Origin of the sequence: Pedobacter sp. MC2016-05, from assembly GCF_026239735.1 — a bacterium.
Taxonomy (GTDB): domain Bacteria; phylum Bacteroidota; class Bacteroidia; order Sphingobacteriales; family Sphingobacteriaceae; genus Pedobacter.
Genome location: NZ_JAPIVT010000025.1, coordinates 54,347 through 73,184 on the forward strand (window position 1 = coordinate 54,347; position 18,838 = coordinate 73,184).

The following is an 18,838-nucleotide window of genomic DNA, read 5'->3' on the forward strand; positions in this document are numbered from 1 at the left end:
AATTTAAACTTATCACACGTGAAAAATATCATTTCATTTTGTTTTTTTCTATTGATCGCAGTCACCTTAACTGCCCAGGAGAAACCAATATCTGCAGCGCAGTTTAACATTATTAACCTTGATTACAAAGGTTTGGAGAGTGTAAAAAATCTAGTTAACAGTAAAAAATACGAAGAGGCTGGCAAGGAATTATTAAAGTATTACCGAACACGCACCAATGTAAAACTAGGTGAGTTTAAAATGGGCGATAGTGAGCGTTTTAGGGGTAAATCATTAAGCATAGATGATCAGGAAAAAGCCGACAATGCCCTTTTGCACAATTTCAAACCGCATAAAGGCTATGGTTTTTTTAACTATGGAGAGGATATCAACTGGCAAAATTGGCCGGTGAAGGATAATGAAGTGCGGTGGCAGTTGCATCGCCTGGGATGGTTTACACCAATGGGCTTAGCTTATCGTGCTTCTGGCGATGAAAAGTATGCAAAGGAATGGGTTCATCAATACCGCGATTGGGTGAAAAAAAATCCAAAAGGTCTATCAGCTGATAATGACAAATATGTTTGGCGTCCATTAGAAGTATCAGAACGCATCAATATGCTGCGTGGAGTCTTTAATCTTATGGGAACTTCGAAGGCATTTACACCATCGTTTTTACTGGAATTTTTGCAAAGCTACGGCGAACAAACCGATTACCTTATTAAAAATTACGCCGATAAAGGTAACCACCGACTGTTTGAGGCACAACGTGCCTTAGCTGCCGGGTGTTTCTTCCCTGAATTAAAAAATGCAGAAAGCTGGCGAAAAAGTGGCGCCCAGGTTTTAGTTGTAGAGATAAAAAAACAGGTTCTGGATGATGGAATGCAGTTTGAGCTTTCTCCAAACTATCACAATACCATGATCAATATTTTCTTGGAAGGCTTAAAATCAGCCAAAGATGCGGGGTTGGAAAGTGAGTTTCCTACTAGCTACAAAGAAACAGTAGAAAAAATGGCAATGGCAACAGTCAATTTCTCTTTCCCTGATTATAATTTTCCAATGTTTGGCGATGCGTGGCCAGTAGGAAAACCAACCATGTTAAAGCAGTATAAAACATGGGCCAATGCTTTCCCGGATAATTCAACACTGCAATACTTCGCTACTGATGGTGTTGAGGGTAAAGTGCCAGGGTATCTTTCTAAAGGCCTAAATTCCGCAGGTTTTTACACATTCAGAAACGGTTGGGATATGAAATCAACGGTAATGGTATTAAAGGCAAGTCCTCCGGGAGAGTTTCACGCACAGCCAGACAATGGTACATTTGAACTTTGGGTTAAAGGGCGTGACTTTACGCCAGATGCTGGTGTATTTGTATACAGTGGTGATGAAGAAGTGAACAAAATGCGGGAGGAGTTTCGCCAAACGAAATTCCACAGTACGCTAACTTTAGATGATCAAAATATGGTAATTACAAAGGCCAAACAAAATAAATGGGTAACCGATAAAATGATGGATATTTTAACCTACACCAACCCCAGCTACGCAGATTTAAATCATCAGCGCAGTATATTATTCATCGATCAGAAATACTTTTTGATAATTGATAACGCAATTGGAAAGGCTACCGGGAAATTAGATGTGCGTTTTCACCTTAAAGAAGATGCAGAGCCGGTTTATGATGTAACTAAAAACTTGGTTTACACCACTTATGCGGATGGTAACAATTTATTGATTCAATCCTTGAATAAGGATAAAGTTAAGCTCATAAAAGAACAAAGCAAGGTATCCTATTTTTATCGTAAAGAGCAGAAACGCCCCGCAGTGGCTTTTGAAAAACAGAAAAACGATGGTCAAACTCAAAGTTTCATCCATATTTTATATCCATTTAATGATAAAAAAGCTCCGCAGATTAGTGTGAAAGAAAATCCTGGTAATAACTATGCCTCCGGCACCATTAACCTTACCTTAACAATTGATGGTAAGGTAAAAAATGTTGTCTCGAATTTGGTAAACTAGTCGGCTTAACCACACAAAAAGTCGACAAATGTTGAAACTATGTCTGGTATGGGAAATAAAAATGGAAAGCATTGAAAAATAAAAAATTTAAACTTCTGATTGTTTTGCTGGCTTTATGCAGTGGCCTGGCAAACGCACAAGCTACAAGCCCAAACAGCACAGCGATGCAGTGGTGGAAGGACGGAAAATTTGGACTTTTTTTGCATTGGGGATTATATTCGCAAACGGCTGGTTATTGGAAAGGCCAAAAAGCTCGGGCCAACGAACATTTCATGTTGGGTGAAAAAATTCCCTTGAAAGAATATGCAACGATTGCTAATGACTTTAATCCTGTCAAGTTTAATGCAGAAGAATGGGTAAAAAGTGCGAAGAATGCAGGCATGAAATATATTGTCATCACCGCCAAGCACCACGATGGTTTTTCGATGTATGATTCTCCTTCCCAACCCTATAATATTGTTAAAACAAGCCCTTGGGGCAAAGACCCAATGAAGGATTTGGCAGTGGCTTGCAAAAAATATAACTTAAAATTATGTTTCTATTATTCTTTGGGCAGAGATTGGCAAGATCCCGATGTGCCCACCCGAGATGGGTACCGAAGCAACACCTGGGATTATCCCAACGAGGAAATGAAGGATTTTGCCAAGTATTTTGAGCGAAAGGTAAAACCTCAAATCCGTGAATTACTCACACAGTATGGACCTATTGGTTTACTTTGGTTTGATACACCAGAACAAATCAGCAAGGCGCAGAGTACAGCGTTGCGAGAAATGATCAAATCAATACAACCAAACTGTATCATCAATGATCGCATTGGAAACGGCATGGGTGACTATAGTGTTGCAGAGCAAAAAATTGAAGATAAGACAGTAATTAAACCTTGGGAAGCCTGCGTGACGATGAGTGCGAAATGGGGATATGTTAAATACGACACCGTTTGGAAATCGCCAGAATTATTAGTGCGTCAATTGGTGGAAGTTGTGTGTAAAGGTGGGAATTTTTTGCTAAACGTTGCACCAAAAGGTGATGGTAACTTTCCTGCAGAGGCCACCGATCGGTTAAAAGCACTCGGAAATTGGATGCGCATCAATCACGATGCCATTTATGGCGTCAGCCCTTTCAAGATATTAAATGAAGGTGCGCAAAGCGAGGTAGGCCGAGCAGATGCGATGGGAAAATCGGACAACGATTTTACTTCTAAAAATACCCGGCCCGACGCTTACTTCGCTAAAAAAGGCAAGGTGATTTATGCATATGCTCGCAGCTGGAAGATGAAGCAACTGAACTTAAAAAGTTTAACAAAGGCTATCGCAAGCATTAAAAGCGTATCGATGTTGGGCAGCGGTGAAAAAATAAAATGGGTACAAAGTTCCCAAGGCTTAAATATAGAATTACCAAATAAATTGCCTTCTGGATTACCAGTGTATGTGTTTGAAATCGGAATTTAATTACAGAAATTGTAAACAAGGGCTAAAATAATTAACGGTGATCATGGCGAAAAATTCAGATGATCACATTAGATTAAAAGATAAAATGCAAATAAACCTTAAATCATACCTCATCACTTCATTATTCATTTTGCTGTTCAGTGGCGCCATGGCACAAACTGGCTTGCATGAAGAAAGTTTTAAGCATATTAACCTTGACTATCCCGGTTTGGAAAAGGTAAAAACCGCATTTAATAATAGAAAATATGAAGATGCAGGCAAAGCCTTATTAACTTATTACCGAAAAAAACTAGCAGGCAAACCTGATTTAAGCAACCTCGAAATACCTGTTGATACCAACGGAGCATTAGCGATAAAAACCCAAGAAATTGCCGACAAAGCGCTACTACACCAATTCAAAACACAAGAGGCTTATGGTTATTTCGATTTTGGGAAAGATATTGACTGGCAACTTTGGCCGATAAAGGACAATGAGGTTCGTTGGCAATTGCATCGCGTTAAATGGTGGTTGCCAATGGCCCTCGCCTACCGGGGCACTAAAGATGAAAAATATGCCAAAGAATGGATCTTGCAGTTAGAAGGATGGATCAAAAAAAATCCTTTGGGGCTTTCTGCTGATAACGATAATTTCGCCTGGAGGCCTCTGGAAGTTTCTGATAGAATACAAAGTTTAGTACCGATAATAAGTATTTTCATCACCTCATCTAATGTCACCCCTGAATTTCTAATCAACTTTTTAAACAGCTACCATCAGCAGGCGAATTATCTACTCAGCAACTATGCCGATCAGGGCAACCATCGCTTATTTGAGGCGCAGCGAACATTATTTGCAGGAGCCTCATTTCCAGAATTCAAAAATGCCTCTAAATGGAGAAAAAGCGGGATAACAATATTGAACACTGAGATAGTAAAACAGGTTTATCCTGATGGCTTACAATATGAGCTTTCCCCGGTTTACCATGCCGGAGCAATCGATATTTTTGTGAACGCATTTAAAGGAGCGCAGAAAGCCAATTTAGATAGCGAATTTCCTCCAAGCTACAAACAGACCATAGAAAAAATGGTCATGGCTTTCATTAACATTACCTTCCCAAACTATAATCAACCAATGTTTGGCGACTCTTGGTGGAAAGAAAAAGAATTCCGTTTGAGACAATTCCAGTCTTGGTCGGCAATGTTCCCCGATAATCCATTCATTAATTACTTCGCAAGTGAAGGCAAGACCGGACAAAAGCCGAACTGGCTTTCCAGGGGATTAACCACCGCAGGATTTTATACCTTTCGAAATGGGTGGGAAACTGGCTCAACAATATTAATGTTGAAAGCTAGTCCTCCCGGAGAATTTCATGCTCAGCCCGATAACGGTACTTTTGAGCTTTGGGTGAAGGGTCGGAACTTTACCCCAGACGCGGGTTGTTTTGTTTACAGCGGGAATGATGAGATCATGAAAAAGCGCAATTGGTTTCGCCAGACAACCGTACACAGCACATTAACTCTTGATAATCAAAATATGGTGATTACCCAAGCCGCTTTGCAAAAATGGGAAACCAGTAAGACCCTAGATGTGCTTACCTACACCAATCCCAGCTACAAGGATTTGAACCATTGCCGTAGTGTTCTATTTATTGATCAAAAGTATTTTTTGATCGTTGATCAGGCCATTGGAAGAGCCGCTGGAAATATTGGAATCCATTATCAGCTGAAGGAAGATAGCCAACCCAGATTTGATCAGGGTAACCGCCTTGTCACCACAAATTATCCTGACGGAAATAATTTATTAATTCAATGCCTCTCACCCAAAATAAATTTAAAACAAGAAGAAGGAAAAGTTTCTTACGAATATGGAAAAGAATTGAGTAGACCAGCTTTCGCGTTCGAAGCACCCAAATCTAGCAATGAAACTTCCATCTTTTTAACCATAGTTTATCCCTATTCGGATTCCAGGGCACCCAAGATTAACGTGATAGAAAACAATGGCAACAATTACCAAACTGGTCAGATCAACCTGACTATTTCGGTTAATGGTGAAAAGAGGAATATATCAGTGATGCTTAAAAATAAAGCACGCTAATGCTAAAAATTATAAACGGAAAGACTTTTTATGCTTACATTTTATCTTCAGCCCAGGTATGCATTTTTAAGACCTCAATGACATTTTTTTCTGATGGGAGACTGCTGGAATTTATTAAAAACACTTGCAGCACCACCTAATATACAGGCATCAATGCCGAGCGTGCCGGAAATAACCCTGGCACTGTCAGCATCTGGTGGTACAGCTATAGCAATTAATCTCCGCTCGATCTCTTTGATATAATAAGTTCCGGCTAATTTCACCTCACCACCTATAACAATTCGTTGTGGGTTAAAAATATTGATCAAGCTTACAATACCGGTAGCCATGTATTCGAAATGACATTCTACTACCCTAAAAGCAGCTGGATCTCCAGACCTGTATTTATCCAATAAGTAAAGGAAATCCACATCTTTTGATTTGTCAGCGGATTGGGAGAGGTACTTTTTTTTCATTGCACCAACTGATGCATATACCTCTAAACATCCGCGGGCACCACAACCGCATACTTCCCCCTTATGCTCGACAATGATGTGCCCTAGCTCGACACCTCTATTTTTAAATCCAGGAAAAATTTTGGAGTTAATCATAACGGCCCCACCAATGCCTGATCCTATATCTAAAAAAACTGCATCTGAAATATCATCTAAATTACCATATGTTTTCTCACCCAGTGCCATAAGATTGGCGTCATTATCTATGGTGATATTCAATCGGGTGACCAGGCGAAGCACATTTCCCAGCTCGATGTTTCTGAATCCAGGAAGATTTATACCACCTCCAACAATTACGTTATTTTCAACTATCCCGGGAAATCCCAATCCGACACCTAATATAGAGTGTCTGTACTGGTGGGCACACTCATTGATAGCGTCGATCAGCAATCCAATAATCTCTGTATGGGATTTTGCCTTTTTTAATGATACTTCGGATTTATAGAGTATTTCCCCGTTTTGGCTTACTACACCATAACGGATTAAATTATTGTCTATTCTTATACCTATGGCATGCAGTATGCTCTCTTCCATTAAATTTAGTGCCAGAGTTTAAATATCAGACTATCTTAACACACCCAAATATAGAAACGCCTGAAATATTCCTCTTTAAACTGTAGACTAAATCATTTAAATTTTAGAGAATGTGTTGCGCATTTACAATGACCCACAACTTTATAGCCTATCAAAAACGAGATCTTTGAACACTTCCTTATTTTATAACCTTATAGATTTGCTACTAGTTGCTGCAGTCCAGGCTTTTTTGTTTGCATGCTTTAGCATATCCGATATGTATCAGGATCTGTGTGCACAGGTCAGAGGATTACTGATGCTTATCTCATATCAGCTTATTTTTGACGTATCTTTTTCTCAATAAAAACAATTACCAGAACATAGTCATCATCAGAATATTTAAAGAGTTTAATCTTTTTTTATCTGGATAATTAATATGCCAGAAATTTGTTATTAGGTGATGCGGAAATCTGTGAGGAAGTATTTAATGCAGAGAGAAAAAAACGGTCTATATAATTAAATCTCAAACTTTCTTATACGTACCAGCTATGGTAGCGCCTCCCGAACAAGGAAAAGCAAGGCCTGCTTCATCTTTTGTACTTTCGGGGCGGATATTTATACTATTATTGCCAAGACTTAATATAGCGGTTCCATATTGAAGCTTGATTCGATAACTACCTTCGCCAGTTTTGTCAGCCTTGGCATCCAAAGTACAAGTTGGCTTTTTCATATCATCCCGCGAGCGGACCTGAATGGCCAGGCTGTCTTGGCTAATTACAGTTATCCTGACAGATACCCAGTCATAACCTTCCGCACTTTTCTCATAATCTTTGCTCACATATAATCCTAAGTGATCCTGAATTTTTCGCTTTTCATCCGGCTGCTCTTGTCGCACCGATAGAGAGTCGGTAGTTGCATGCGTTCTGCCATCCCACCGGCAGGAAGCTGTTATAAGTGCGATACTAAAAATCAAAAAGCAATTCGAAATAATTTTCATAAGAACTAGGTTAAGATATCTACTATAATAATATTGATCTGGTAAAAAAAATTTAAGTTACCGCAATGTTCTCACATTTTGGGGGCATCAGAATCCACTTTCGAATCCCGCAGATAGCTATTAGAACAAAACTACTATTTTACCTATAGAGGTTCCGCTTTCCAGCAATTCGTGCGCAGCTTTAACGTTTTCTACGGTAAAGCCATTAAATCTTTTATTAATGGTGGATTTCAATATCCCCTTTTCAAATAATTTCTTTGCCTTTTCCAGGATATTGCTTTGTTGTTCCATATCTTCAGTTTGAAACATCGACCTGGTAAACATCAGCTCCCAATGAAAACTTATACTTTTACTCTTCATACCTCTTAGGTTGACATCCGCAGTCGGATCACTGATTGAACCAATACTGCCTTGGGGTTTGATGAGTTCAATAAGGGCATCCCAATACTGGTTGAGATTCACAAAATCCAGGATATAGTCCACATTCTCAAATCCGGCCTCTCTAACGTTGCCGATGAGACTGTTGTGATCAACGACAAAATCTGCCCCATGCAGCAAGCACCAATCTCTGCTTTCTTTGCGAGATGCCGTAGCGATAACTTTCAGACCCAGTACCTTCTTTGCTAACTGTATTGCTATTGACCCTACTCCTCCGGCACCGCCAATAATCAAAACAGATTTTCCGGAATCTCTGTCATTTATCCTCATGCGCTCAAAGATGATCTCCCAGGCGGTGAGCAAGGTTAGGGGCACTGCTGCCGCTTCTGGGAAAGATTGATTAACGGGTTTCTTCCCAACAATGCGTTCATCGACAAGCTGATATTCTGCATAACAACCTTGTCGGTTTAAGTCTCCTGAATAGTAGATCTCATCTCCTGCCTTGAAGTGTTTAACTTCAGTTCCTACCGCTTCTATGACTCCGGAGGCATCCCATCCTATTATTTTAGGAACATCAAGCGATTTATTCTTGGCGCTTCCCTGCCTAACTTTATAATCCACAGGATTAACGCTGATTGCCATTATCTTAACTAAAATATCCCTACCAGAAGGAACGGGCTTTTCTGTTTCAAACTCAATAAAACTTTCCTGCTCAGAAATCGGTAAGGACGTTTTAAAACCTATAGCTTTCATATATCTATTTTAAAAAATTGGTTATTATTTATAAGTCGTCTGGTATTCTGAATAAAATGCAATAAGGATCTTCACGATAGAAAATGTTAAGGCCGCCTGTAATTAGAATATTCAGACGTGACCACGCTATCACTGGTTAAAAGAAGAAGTTGAATGATAAAGTTGGTTACTTCTTTCGATGTAACATAGCATCTTAAATTCTTATCAAATGTGAAGGATGAAACCGTCAAAAGCTTTACAAGCTTAATACCTTTTATTTTTAAGGGCGTAAGGTTTTCTATTTCCTGCTTTTCCAAAAGCTTGGATTTAATGTTGATAAACAATTTGCCCTTGCAATCTTTGAGGAAACTGTTCTCCAAAGTAAGTTTATCTGCCAGATACGAAAATTCAATAATCAGCATACTATCCTGTTTGGATACCACCTTATAGGTATCCTCATTTATTACAGGGATAGGAGGATTATCGGGATGCGCTTTAAGAAAACTTTTAATCTGTCCTGTATTTGGAAGCTTTCCGTTAACAGACTTTAATTCCCACCGGCTCCCTTCAGCTTTTGAACCGTCATAGGAAGCGAGCTCTATCTTTTCACTGGATGAAGCACTTGTAATTTGCTTAAGATCATAAGCCGTTGTTTTGATATTTTCTTTGGGATTACTTTTAAGAACAACATCGCTTATCCCGTAGCTTGAGAGCACTCTTTCGACCTCCGAACGCTGCGCAAATGCATTTAAGTACAACAGAGAAAGTGAGGCAATCAGTAGGGGTGTTTTAAGGCTAAAAAATCTTTCAAGAAAACTACACATACAGAAAAAGTTTGTTTAAACAATTGAAAGATTAGGGGAATACGTGGGGCATCCCCCCTGGGTTAATTTTGGGATAAAGTTATTTAGCGCCAAGACAATCGGTTACCTGGACACTTCTGGCAATCATGGGCTCGGCGGCAGACTGCGTGATTTCCATACAGGAAAGTTCATTTCCGCTGTTAATCATAAAATAATTACTTTTCCCCGAAATCACAGTAAATTTGACTGGTATTTTATTTCGGTTATCAGGGAGACCTCCAGCAACAACACTAATGGTGTGTTCGCCTGCCGTAATATCATGCATGGAATAGCTTTTATTTTTCATCTTGCAGATGAGTTCACCATCAAGGTAAAGTCTGAAATTTACCGCCGAACCATTTATTCCGGTTCTGCGGATGACATATATTTTGCCAGTTTTGTCCTGCGCCAAAGTGGTGCCAGCGATACAGAGCATGAAGAGTATGGATGCAATTATTCTGAAGTTTTTCATGTAGAGAAAGTAAGGTTAAAGTGAGAAATTATACGCTAAGCGAACCGCTACGAACCTGATTACCTGTGTATCGGAACCGGATTCTGAATTCTGATACCGGACATCAAGCTCTACTGCCCTGAAGATGTAGCCCGCAGACAATGCCCAACCGAAAGCAGTTTGATTACTGCCCACTGTACCTGAGGGTCCTGAACCTTCAATGTGATTGAAAGCAAGTCCGGACTGACCTTCAATAATAATGTTTCCCAGGTTGGCACGATATCCTAAATACAAGGGGATGGTGGAATAATTTGCCTTGACAGAACTTGGCAAGTTTTTTACCGAAAAACGGTTATAACCTGCCTCTAATGTTATTTGTTGGGCTTGCTGTCCTACTCCATACAATCCCTTTATGGCACCACCATAGCCAACATCAGCAACCTTTGAGAGTTCCCCTGTAGGAATCGCAACTGAGCCGGAAATCTGAAGGAGATTACTGCCCTTTTGAGCGCTGGCTGCGTATGAAGCCAGCAGGAATGCCATCAAGACCAAAATGGAATATCTTAAGTTCATAATGATAATGTTTAGTTATTTTCTGTAAAGCGGACACCGTTTGAGCAAATATTCTAGCGGTCCACTATAAGACCCATCTGTATTGCTTAAAAATGCCTTATGATTTTCATTGTAGATGCTGGCATTGTTATCCATATATATCTGCAAACTTACGCTTACATCAAAACGCTGAACGGCACTGCTGCTGGACGACCCATAACTGGAAATACCTTTAACTTTCTCCGCATCGTCACGTTTTACCTTTGTGTCATCACTACCAGAGGTATAACTGGTCTGGTATCCCTTATTCTGGGTAACTGTTCCATCAATTACGTATTCCACTCCTAAGATATCGCAAAGATTTTTCATGGTAAAACCAATCATTTTATCCCTTGTTGCACCTGCCTTAACCAGCATTGCATTAGTGGTACGGGGATCCAGGATGGTATAGCCGGCTGAGTGCTGGCTAAGCAAAGCAAAAGCATCCTGCTGTGCTTTCAAACCGATTGCATCTGCGCCGGGCTGATTATCCATCAAGAATGTAAATGGAAGTATAGCAATCTTGTTATGATGATCTGCCGGGGTCGCGGTCATGGCGACCTGGTCTTTTTGCCTGGTTTCAGCTGGTGCAGTGGCCTGAGTGATGGTTTCCACGCGACCACTGGAGTGAACAATTTGTGAAATATCCTCTTTTTTGATGACGTACTCAGCAGTTTCCCCTGCATAGACAAAAGACACATCGGAATCGGTGATCCTGATAATTTTACCTTTAAGCTCCTCACCGTTGGTTTTTCTGATTATGTCTGTTTTCTGATTGCCCTGATTTTGAGCAAATGTGCCGACAGCCATAATCAGACACAATAATAGTAAATAGATTTTTTTCATGTTTTCCTTTCTGTACAATAAAATTAATAAAAAAATCAATTTTTATCTGAATTTTAATTAAAAAAGTAGCCGAAGCTAAGACGACCTCGTCTATTCCAATAGACACCACTCAAAACTTAAAATCAATAACACTGATTGCTATTTTAAGTCAACATAATCAAATTGTCATTGCATCCTAATCCATAACTTTAAGGATAAATGCTGTTTTGACAACTGGACAAGGATAATATTTGGATCTTTTTTGATTTTTATCTATTATTGATAAACACTGCCTTGTTATGAGATTTAGATTTGCCTGGGTTATCCCTATCATATTAAGTTTTGGTTTTTGCGCAACGAAAATCCATGGGCAGACCAAATCTGAAACCAGTATTCCATTAGACTCAGTAAAAACAGAGACCAATAGTTTTATGTCCAGAATGCAGGACTTTGCAAAAAAATCTGCAAAAGAAAGTATTGAGGATTTCAAGTCTGATAAAGTATCCATGGTACAGCTCGAGGTCATCAACCAGATCAGACTTACCATTCAGGATGCCAAAGGTTATCTAAAAACTAAAACAGATACGGCTGGGTTAAAGACAAGGCTCAGCAGGTTGAAGGAGGATTACCATATCGCTTCCGATGGGGTACTTAACAATCGTGGTACAACACAGACTTATAGAAATCTTGCATCTACAAAACGCATTCTAAATGAGCTTTTTTTGGATGCAAAAAAAAGTAAATCCTTATTAGAAACCAGGCAGAGAGAATTAGCCTCTTATCATTATAGGATAGATTCACTTTCCACAGCGCCTGAACTATTCATTTTTCCGAAAGATTCCGCCCAGACGATGGATTATGTCCGCACGCTGGCATCGGTTGCGGTTGATGCGGCACCGGTTGACTCAGTATTGAAAATCTCTAACACCAGGGTACAAAAACTTTTGTACAGTTACAACCTGATCATGAGCGAATTGCAAAATGAAGTTGAGCAGGTGGAAGGGTATGAGCGGCAAATGGCAGAGGAAACATTCACTCGCGAGCTGCCAAACATCTGGCAGAAGCAACTTCACTTCAGACCATTTAAGGATATTGTCCGTTTTTCACTAAACAAAAACGTCCTTACCTTGAAGTTTTATATTATCAATAATGCAGGCAAACTTTCCCTGATTGTCTTCCTTATCCTGGGCTCTTTCATTTATTTAAATGCACTTCGGTCGATTTACCTTGAAAAGGGTCTACTGAGTAAAGATATGAACGGGCAGCTATCGATAAGATATCCGGCGTTATCAGCTGTATTAGTCGTACTAAGCCTATTTCAGTTTCTTCTTGTATCCCCTCCCTTTATCCTGAATTTTATCATCTGGATAATTTCATGCATCTCTCTGACAATTGTTTTTAAAAACTTTATCACGCCCTACTGGATGAAGGTTTGGTTGTCAATGGTCGTATTTTTTATCTTCGCATCGGCAGGCAACCTACTCTTACAGGCTTCTCGTCCGGAGCGATGGTATATGCTAGCATTATCGGTAATTGGGGCTGTGGCAGGAATTCTAATCCTGAGACAAAAAAGAGATGTGGAACTACGCGAAAAATGGATAGCCCATTCCATTTTTGTCATGGTATGTATTGAACTCATTTCAATTATCTTAAATATTTATGGCAGGTTCAACCTTGCGAAAACCCTGTTTTTAGTGGGTTTTTTAAATGTGATTATTGCGATATTGTTTCTCTGGGTTGTGCGTCTCATTAACGAAGGGCTACTATTAGCATTTGAAGTTTACACGGTGCAGGACAAAAAACTATTTTACCTTAATTTCGGTAAGGTCGGCAGTAAGGCGCCTTCGCTATTATATGTACTGCTTGTACTGGGATGGGTAATTTTATTAGGACATAACTTTCCATTGTTCGAATTTCTTTCTAAACCCGTCCTTGAATTTATGAGCACCAAGCGATCATTGGGAAATTATAGCTTTAGTATAAATGGAATACTTCTATTTTTTATCATTATGACCATATCGGTTATTCTATCCAAGATCGTCTCCTTTTTTACTTCGGATGATCACTTAAATGGCAGCAAGGGCAATAATGAGAATAATCGTGGGTTAGGCAGCTGGGTATTACTGTTGCGGATTAGCATACTCTCAATAGGACTTTTTCTTGCCGTGGCTGCTGCAGGCATACCAATGGAGCGCATTACCATTATCATCGGTGCACTCGGCGTTGGAATTGGTTTTGGCCTGCAGACATTGGTAAACAATCTGGTCAGCGGACTGATCATTGCCTTTGAAAAGCCTGTAAACGTTGGTGATATTGTGGATGTTGACGGTCAGGGCGGCACCATGAAATCCATCGGATTTCGAAGCAGCGTGATCAGCACCTGGGAAGGCGGAGACCTGGTAATGCCCAACGGTGATCTACTCAATTCGCATTTGATGAACTGGACACTTTCGGGAAACCGCAGACGTCTTTCAATGGAGATTGGCATTGCTTATGATAGCGATCTGCAAAAGTGCAGGGAGATTATCAATAAAATCCTGGAAGAAGAAGATAGGGTACTGAAAAACCCAAAGCCAGCAGTCAATTTTGAATTGTTCGGCAGTAGTTCCATTGAGCTAAAAATTCAGCTATGGACCCGACATCTCAGGGAAAACAACCCGACCAGAAATGATCTGATCATGGCTATAAATGATGCTTTCAGTAAAAACGGTATTAAAATTCCTATTAATCAGCAGGATATTTATCTTCACCAAGCAGTTGAGCAGCGCAGCCTGGATAAGGAAAAATAAATATCTTCACAGTTGGACAGTTCAACAAATTCAAATTAGAATTGATAGGATATCCCTAGCGTTGCGAATATATTATACATATTAAAGGAAATGCCTGTAAATGAATCTGGAAAAACTGGTCTCAATCCCCACTGAAGGTCTGCCTTAACCGAAAAATCCTTATACACCATTTTTTCACCACCTGCAAAAAGCCCAAAATCGGTTTTCCGTTGTTTTTCATCAAAGTTAAAGGTAGCACTTGTGATTGTGATCTTCTCGCCCAGCGAATCCCCTTTTCTTAAATAACCATCCGAAACACTTCCTGAAAATGAGGGTCTGATCAATCTGGATGCATAAAATCCTAACTTAATTGTCCAGTGGTTATCAGTCTGGTAAACCGCATATACTGGAAGCGAAAGATATAAGTTTTTAACATTTGTGGTGTTGGTGCCGCTGAAATCTCCTTCCACAGACGCATCATCTACGGAAACCTGCGTATGAAAATACTGTACACTATCCCTTACACTCATCCCTTTATAGTCCAAACGCATGCCGCTTCCAATTCCCCAATGCTCATCTAGCCTAAAGATGACCTCATAACCAATAGCGGGTGAAAAGCCCGGGGAGTAGCTATTTATTGCCCTAATGTTTTCCGGGAAAGATACAGGCGCTAACCCGCCAAAATTATACCCAATGAAGAGACTGTGTTCAAGCTTCTTAGAAATTACCTCATTGCTTTCTTGAGCAGAAGCCATATTTGCCCGCAAAAGGATAATCAACACGATTAAGATTTTATGTATATTCATACTATTTTGGAATTACCGCTAAATTATCGACAAGGAGCCTGCTTCCTAATGCGCCCCTATAACGGTCGCCTTCCTTACTTGATGATGCTACAATGGTCATCATTAATTTACTTCCAGGCTGTGGAGTCCAGCCCTGTCTATAAGTGAAAGGAATATCAAACCTAGTAAAGTCTGATTTTCGGGAGCCATCACTCAGTACCGCCCGGGCGACAACACGGTCTGAAGTCAGTATATTGGTACCATCAAGGCGTTGAGTTCCTTCAAACAAAACGGCATATATCGAACACTCATCCGTTTTACCCTGAACAATATTCTGATTTTCATCCTGAAAGCTGGCGCCCGGGCTGTACTTGTAATACCCTGTAAAACGATCAGGGAGCCCAACGTAAGGCTCACCAAACTGTGTTGCGGCAAGTGGCTGAATCAATACCGAGGAGGGATCAAAGTTACCTATGAATAATGACCCGGCATAAAGATATATTCCAACAAATGCCGAAAGTGGAGTCCCTTTTATGGTCACCATTTCCGCGGCCCGGCTTCCTTGATAACCATCATTGGTAGATCTGGTCGGATACGCCAGTGGATCCTTCGCCACCCCTGAAATCGCAACTCCTTGATTACCGGAACTCCAGATAGCAGTATTATTGTCCTCTAAAGGACATTCCCATTTATCGTCACTGTTCTGTCCCCACTTTTCGAACTCAAAATTCCAGTCGCCTACGTTGATCACCTGAACAACATAGGTTTTCTTGTTTTCTGATCTTTCGGCAGTAACCGTGTATGTTACCTGCCCTGAGGCAGAGAAATTTATTTTCGTTCCTGATACTGGACTAACAGTTGCATTATTGGACACAGTGATGGTAGGCATTACGCCTTGATCATACGCTTCCTTTGTCAGAAAGAGCAGAATTTTCCTATTCGCCTGATCAATGAAAGTGTTTCCTGTAAGCTCTTTCGGATCGAGATTGAACGATACGATATCAGCTTCAGGGTTTTTAGGTGAATCCTTGATACAGGAGCTTAGGAACATTATCCCAAATAAAATGGATATAAATAATCTCATGCGTGTAGAAATGTCAATATGGCCAGTTAGATTATTATTTAAAAAAGTGAGCTTAGCTTATTCAGTTAAGTGATTGTACACAGTCTAAGAAAGAGATTTTAATATTCATCAGCTGTATATCAATACCTTATATTTAGATCTAACAAAATATTTAATAGTTGAGTTTATATAAACTCAAAAAAAGTATTCCTAAATGTTGTGTTTAAATCTTGATCAATTATGTCTTTCCCAAGCTGGGATTTCCATTTTATAAACATTTGGTTCAATATAATTACCAAAGGAATGCTGTTAACCCTAAACCTAGAGTGATGTTGTCAAACCTGACTTTCTCTGAACCAACATTCTTGAATGCATAAGTCCCATCCGGATTGATCTGATCGATAACATCCATTTGAAAATCATTATCCGAATTGAAATAGCTTACAAAAGCCTTGATACCAACGTTTCGCTTAATCTGCTTTTGTACCCCAAAGCCTGCTGACCAGCTAAAGGCACGCTGAGGCTTATAGCGGTAATACGGCAATTCATTGGTACGGAAAAGTTCCTGATAGTTTTCTTTGATTCGCAAAATAATTTCCCCTTGCGCACCTGAGGCTGTTCCTGCACCTAGCTTTCCGGTGATAAACCAGTTTTTTGGTAAAGGGAGACTAAAATACGGACCTGCATGAATGTACCGTATACCCATTGGCTGTGTATAGTGTCCATCACTAACCAGCGGCACATCGGCATCATTGAAAGATAAATTATCATCGTTCATGGGAAAACTGGAAAATGCAAATTCTCCGCCCAGCCCTATATATCTGCTAAAAAAATAGGCTCCTTCCAATCCGAAATTAAATCCGCTTTTAGCAAACAAATCTTCAGACCTTTGAGTAAGGTCTTTACTCAATCCTTTGGCATAACCTAGTCTAAGCTCAAGAAAACTGGGATGCAATGTTACTGGCAGGGGATTATTACGCAACTTAATATGCTCACCATGGTCTTTAAAAATTTTATCAGCCACCACATAACCCAGTTCCGTAGATAGTATGCCTATGCCTGCACCCGCGAGAACGTCCGAAATCCAGTGCCGATTGTTGAGTTCCCGTCCTACAGCTGTAGCGGTTGCAGCGGTAAATGCACCCACGCTGTATAATGGAGACTGGAACTGTCCATATTCTTTATGCAAAAAAGTAGCATTCATAAAAGAATTTGCCGTATGCCCAGAAGGAAATGAATTACGGGTACTTCCATCCGGCCGTTCTACTTTGGCGGTATATTTTACAGTGTTAACCACAGCAGCCATTATTGCGGCAGAAAACGCATAAGATACGAGGGCCCGCCCCATTTTGTGCTTACCCTTTACTCCGGCAGCATTTAACCCAAGAACAGTAGCCACAGGTGCATACTGAAGATAATCATCATAGTGATAACGAAAAGTTGGAAGGTAACGGTTCCTGAATGCCCTGACATCTTTTCGTATTCCCCAGGAACCCCCACCAGCAGCAATTAGCAATACTGGTACCGTTGAAATCCTGACAGATTTTGAATTCCAGAATGTATTCTCGATAATGGTGCTGTCCAAAACTTCGATTTCTTGGGTCATCAGTTTAGCAGTAAAACACAGATTCAGGAAAGCAAGGATAATTAAGGTATAAATGATTTTCATAGGTTAGATGTAGTTTAGCGAATCAACAATCGATCATGAGTGATTAATTTGTATTTAGAGTGGAAAGCATCTTCCTTCTTTTTAAGCGTCCGTTCCCCTTTGAGTCCTATGCTAGAGGCAAATCCGGTCAGAAGCGTTTTAATCCAGTAATTGAAGACAAATTTATTCCGGTTCCTTTCAAAAAACATAAAAGATGGTTTGTAATTTTTCTTGCGCAAGATCATATTGACCAAATCGTTTTCTGCACTAAGCAGAAAACTTTTGCGGTTTAAATTTTTTCTGGCCATCACATTAATCCTTAGGTTTTTGTAGGGCAGCAAGATTTCGCCGCTCGCGAAATACTTATTACCTTCCCATTCTGCATTAACCCCATCAGCATTACCCCTATTAATTTTCAATGCGGCCAGGGGGATACTCACCTGATTTAGCTCCGTCAGATCCATGGCGGAAAGGCTTAGTCCCATCTTGAAACCTGAGAGCGAATCCTGATAGGATTCCCTGTAATTAAGCTTGATGCGGGTTTTTCCGAAAAGACTGGCCTGGCCGATGAGTTTGAGGCTATCTGCTGAAGCTTGAAAGTTGGTGAGAATAGAAATATGTGCATTAATGTCATTCAATGCAATTACGCCTTCTTTGCCGGTAGCCAGCGAAGTCTCTCTGATATTCACCTGGCTATTTGTGACATTGATTTCCTGTATGGAAAGCGGAGTTTTTAAATTTGCAATTAATTTAGAAGGCATCGGTTTTTCCATAAATAAACGTTCCTTCATACGCTTATCCCGGCTGGAGTTAAGCTTGAAACTATCAAGGGAAATTGTTGAAATATTCAGCCCATGCTGGCCAGCAGCTGCAGAAAAATTTATCCCTTCAGCCGTTAAAGTTCCGGCAGCTGCCTCTATATAATCGGTTTGCCAGGGATTTTTAATTTTGAACTCTTCTTTTGACAGAAAGTGGTTCGTACCTGATACCTTTTGCCACCAAAAACCTCTTCTGGGGCAAACCAGGATAAATTATTTACGGTAATTCTTGAATCAGCATTCTGAAAATTAATACCGCCATGTTTAATAGTCAGCTTATCGATGAATTGCTGCCAGTTCAGCTTCTGTCCTATAGCAAGGCTGAAAGCCGGATCTTTAAAAGACATGGACATCTTATTAACCTGAATTCGATTAATTAAAATGCAAAAATCTGGTTTGATGATGATGTTTGATAGTTGATC

At 40.1% G+C, this 18,838-nt stretch carries 16 protein-coding genes; 4 read left to right on the forward strand and 12 right to left on the reverse strand.

What is annotated here, in order from left to right; all coding sequences use genetic code 11:
• Nucleotides 1-18: 18 nt before the first annotated feature.
• The 3 genes from hepC (OQZ33_RS21930) (at nucleotide 19) to hepC (OQZ33_RS21940) (ending at nucleotide 5,511) form a co-directional block, all read left to right on the forward strand.
• Nucleotides 19-1,992 carry a heparin-sulfate lyase HepC gene (gene hepC, locus OQZ33_RS21930; protein WP_265801624.1) on the forward strand — a complete coding sequence of 658 codons (1,974 nt, stop codon included), beginning with the start codon at nucleotides 19-21 and terminating at the stop codon, nucleotides 1,990-1,992.
• 71 nt (nucleotides 1,993-2,063) lie between these two features.
• The gene (locus tag OQZ33_RS21935) at nucleotides 2,064-3,440 is read left to right on the forward strand and encodes an alpha-L-fucosidase (RefSeq protein WP_265801625.1); all 1,377 of its coding nucleotides are present in this window, start codon (nucleotides 2,064-2,066) and stop codon (nucleotides 3,438-3,440) included.
• A gap of 43 nt (nucleotides 3,441-3,483) precedes the next feature.
• A complete protein-coding gene (gene hepC / locus OQZ33_RS21940) occupies nucleotides 3,484-5,511 on the forward strand; it encodes a heparin-sulfate lyase HepC (RefSeq protein WP_265801627.1) in 2,028 nt (675 codons plus the stop codon).
• A gap of 74 nt (nucleotides 5,512-5,585) precedes the next feature.
• On the opposite strand, the gene OQZ33_RS21945 is transcribed toward hepC (OQZ33_RS21940), so the two are convergent.
• The 7 genes from OQZ33_RS21945 to OQZ33_RS21975 all read right to left on the reverse strand — a co-directional run bounded on the left by OQZ33_RS21945 (nucleotide 5,586) and on the right by OQZ33_RS21975 (nucleotide 11,355).
• Nucleotides 5,586-6,539, reverse strand: coding sequence for an ROK family protein (locus tag OQZ33_RS21945; RefSeq protein WP_265801628.1), 954 nt, complete (start codon nucleotides 6,537-6,539; stop codon nucleotides 5,586-5,588).
• Nucleotides 6,540-7,041: 502 nt separating this feature from the next.
• Nucleotides 7,042-7,515 carry a hypothetical protein gene (locus tag OQZ33_RS21950; protein ID WP_265801629.1) on the reverse strand — a complete coding sequence of 158 codons (474 nt, stop codon included), beginning with the start codon at nucleotides 7,513-7,515 and terminating at the stop codon, nucleotides 7,042-7,044.
• Between the two features lie 120 nt (nucleotides 7,516-7,635).
• Nucleotides 7,636-8,646 carry a zinc-binding alcohol dehydrogenase family protein gene (locus OQZ33_RS21955; protein ID WP_265801631.1) on the reverse strand — a complete coding sequence of 337 codons (1,011 nt, stop codon included), beginning with the start codon at nucleotides 8,644-8,646 and terminating at the stop codon, nucleotides 7,636-7,638.
• A gap of 86 nt (nucleotides 8,647-8,732) precedes the next feature.
• Nucleotides 8,733-9,449, reverse strand: coding sequence for a hypothetical protein (locus OQZ33_RS21960; protein ID WP_265801632.1), 717 nt, complete (start codon nucleotides 9,447-9,449; stop codon nucleotides 8,733-8,735).
• 79 nt (nucleotides 9,450-9,528) lie between these two features.
• A complete protein-coding gene (locus tag OQZ33_RS21965; protein WP_265801633.1) occupies nucleotides 9,529-9,939 on the reverse strand; it encodes a DUF2846 domain-containing protein in 411 nt (136 codons plus the stop codon).
• Between the two features lie 15 nt (nucleotides 9,940-9,954).
• On the reverse strand, nucleotides 9,955-10,491 hold the full coding sequence (locus OQZ33_RS21970; protein ID WP_265801634.1) for an outer membrane beta-barrel protein: 537 nt from the start codon (nucleotides 10,489-10,491) through the stop codon (nucleotides 9,955-9,957).
• Between the two features lie 15 nt (nucleotides 10,492-10,506).
• The gene (locus OQZ33_RS21975) at nucleotides 10,507-11,355 is read right to left on the reverse strand and encodes a hypothetical protein (RefSeq protein WP_265801635.1); all 849 of its coding nucleotides are present in this window, start codon (nucleotides 11,353-11,355) and stop codon (nucleotides 10,507-10,509) included.
• Nucleotides 11,356-11,633: 278 nt separating this feature from the next.
• Between OQZ33_RS21975 and OQZ33_RS21980 the strand changes: the two genes are divergently transcribed.
• The gene (locus OQZ33_RS21980) at nucleotides 11,634-14,123 is read left to right on the forward strand and encodes a mechanosensitive ion channel family protein (RefSeq protein WP_265801636.1); all 2,490 of its coding nucleotides are present in this window, start codon (nucleotides 11,634-11,636) and stop codon (nucleotides 14,121-14,123) included.
• Nucleotides 14,124-14,158: 35 nt separating this feature from the next.
• On the opposite strand, the gene OQZ33_RS21985 is transcribed toward OQZ33_RS21980, so the two are convergent.
• From OQZ33_RS21985 to OQZ33_RS22005, 5 genes are all read right to left on the reverse strand, one after another.
• Nucleotides 14,159-14,908: an outer membrane beta-barrel protein gene (locus OQZ33_RS21985; protein ID WP_265801637.1), complete on the reverse strand. Its 750-nt coding sequence runs from the start codon at nucleotides 14,906-14,908 to the stop codon at nucleotides 14,159-14,161.
• 1 nt (nucleotide 14,909) lies between these two features.
• The gene (locus OQZ33_RS21990; protein WP_265801638.1) at nucleotides 14,910-15,971 is read right to left on the reverse strand and encodes a PCMD domain-containing protein; all 1,062 of its coding nucleotides are present in this window, start codon (nucleotides 15,969-15,971) and stop codon (nucleotides 14,910-14,912) included.
• Nucleotides 15,972-16,242: 271 nt separating this feature from the next.
• Complete coding sequence (locus tag OQZ33_RS21995) at nucleotides 16,243-17,619, reverse strand: phosphatase PAP2 family protein (RefSeq protein ID WP_265801639.1); 1,377 nt, start codon at nucleotides 17,617-17,619, stop codon at nucleotides 16,243-16,245.
• Nucleotides 17,620-17,633: 14 nt separating this feature from the next.
• A complete protein-coding gene (locus OQZ33_RS22000) occupies nucleotides 17,634-18,389 on the reverse strand; it encodes a hypothetical protein (RefSeq protein WP_265801641.1) in 756 nt (251 codons plus the stop codon).
• A gap of 125 nt (nucleotides 18,390-18,514) precedes the next feature.
• On the reverse strand, nucleotides 18,515-18,838 hold a 324-nt coding region (locus OQZ33_RS22005), incomplete at its 5' end, for a hypothetical protein (RefSeq protein ID WP_265801643.1).

What these genes read in the sequence shown, in the direction of transcription:
- OQZ33_RS21955 (WP_265801631.1), bottom strand. Translation starts at nt 8,646, where the DNA reads ATGAAAGCTATAGGTTTTAAAACGTCCTTACCGATTTCTGAGCAGGAA.
- OQZ33_RS21990 (WP_265801638.1), bottom strand. Translation starts at nt 15,971, where the DNA reads ATGAGATTATTTATATCCATTTTATTTGGGATAATGTTCCTAAGCTCC.
- OQZ33_RS21985 (WP_265801637.1), bottom strand. Translation starts at nt 14,908, where the DNA reads ATGAATATACATAAAATCTTAATCGTGTTGATTATCCTTTTGCGGGCA.
- OQZ33_RS21945 (WP_265801628.1), bottom strand. Translation starts at nt 6,539, where the DNA reads ATGGAAGAGAGCATACTGCATGCCATAGGTATAAGAATAGACAATAAT.
- OQZ33_RS21980 (WP_265801636.1), top strand. Translation starts at nt 11,634, where the DNA reads ATGAGATTTAGATTTGCCTGGGTTATCCCTATCATATTAAGTTTTGGT.
- OQZ33_RS21970 (WP_265801634.1), bottom strand. Translation starts at nt 10,491, where the DNA reads ATGAACTTAAGATATTCCATTTTGGTCTTGATGGCATTCCTGCTGGCT.
- OQZ33_RS21960 (WP_265801632.1), bottom strand. Translation starts at nt 9,449, where the DNA reads ATGTGTAGTTTTCTTGAAAGATTTTTTAGCCTTAAAACACCCCTACTG.
- OQZ33_RS21995 (WP_265801639.1), bottom strand. Translation starts at nt 17,619, where the DNA reads ATGAAAATCATTTATACCTTAATTATCCTTGCTTTCCTGAATCTGTGT.
- OQZ33_RS21975 (WP_265801635.1), bottom strand. Translation starts at nt 11,355, where the DNA reads ATGAAAAAAATCTATTTACTATTATTGTGTCTGATTATGGCTGTCGGC.
- hepC (WP_265801627.1), top strand. Translation starts at nt 3,484, where the DNA reads ATGGCGAAAAATTCAGATGATCACATTAGATTAAAAGATAAAATGCAA.
- OQZ33_RS21950 (WP_265801629.1), bottom strand. Translation starts at nt 7,515, where the DNA reads ATGAAAATTATTTCGAATTGCTTTTTGATTTTTAGTATCGCACTTATA.
- OQZ33_RS21965 (WP_265801633.1), bottom strand. Translation starts at nt 9,939, where the DNA reads ATGAAAAACTTCAGAATAATTGCATCCATACTCTTCATGCTCTGTATC.
- OQZ33_RS22000 (WP_265801641.1), bottom strand. Translation starts at nt 18,389, where the DNA reads ATGAAGGAACGTTTATTTATGGAAAAACCGATGCCTTCTAAATTAATT.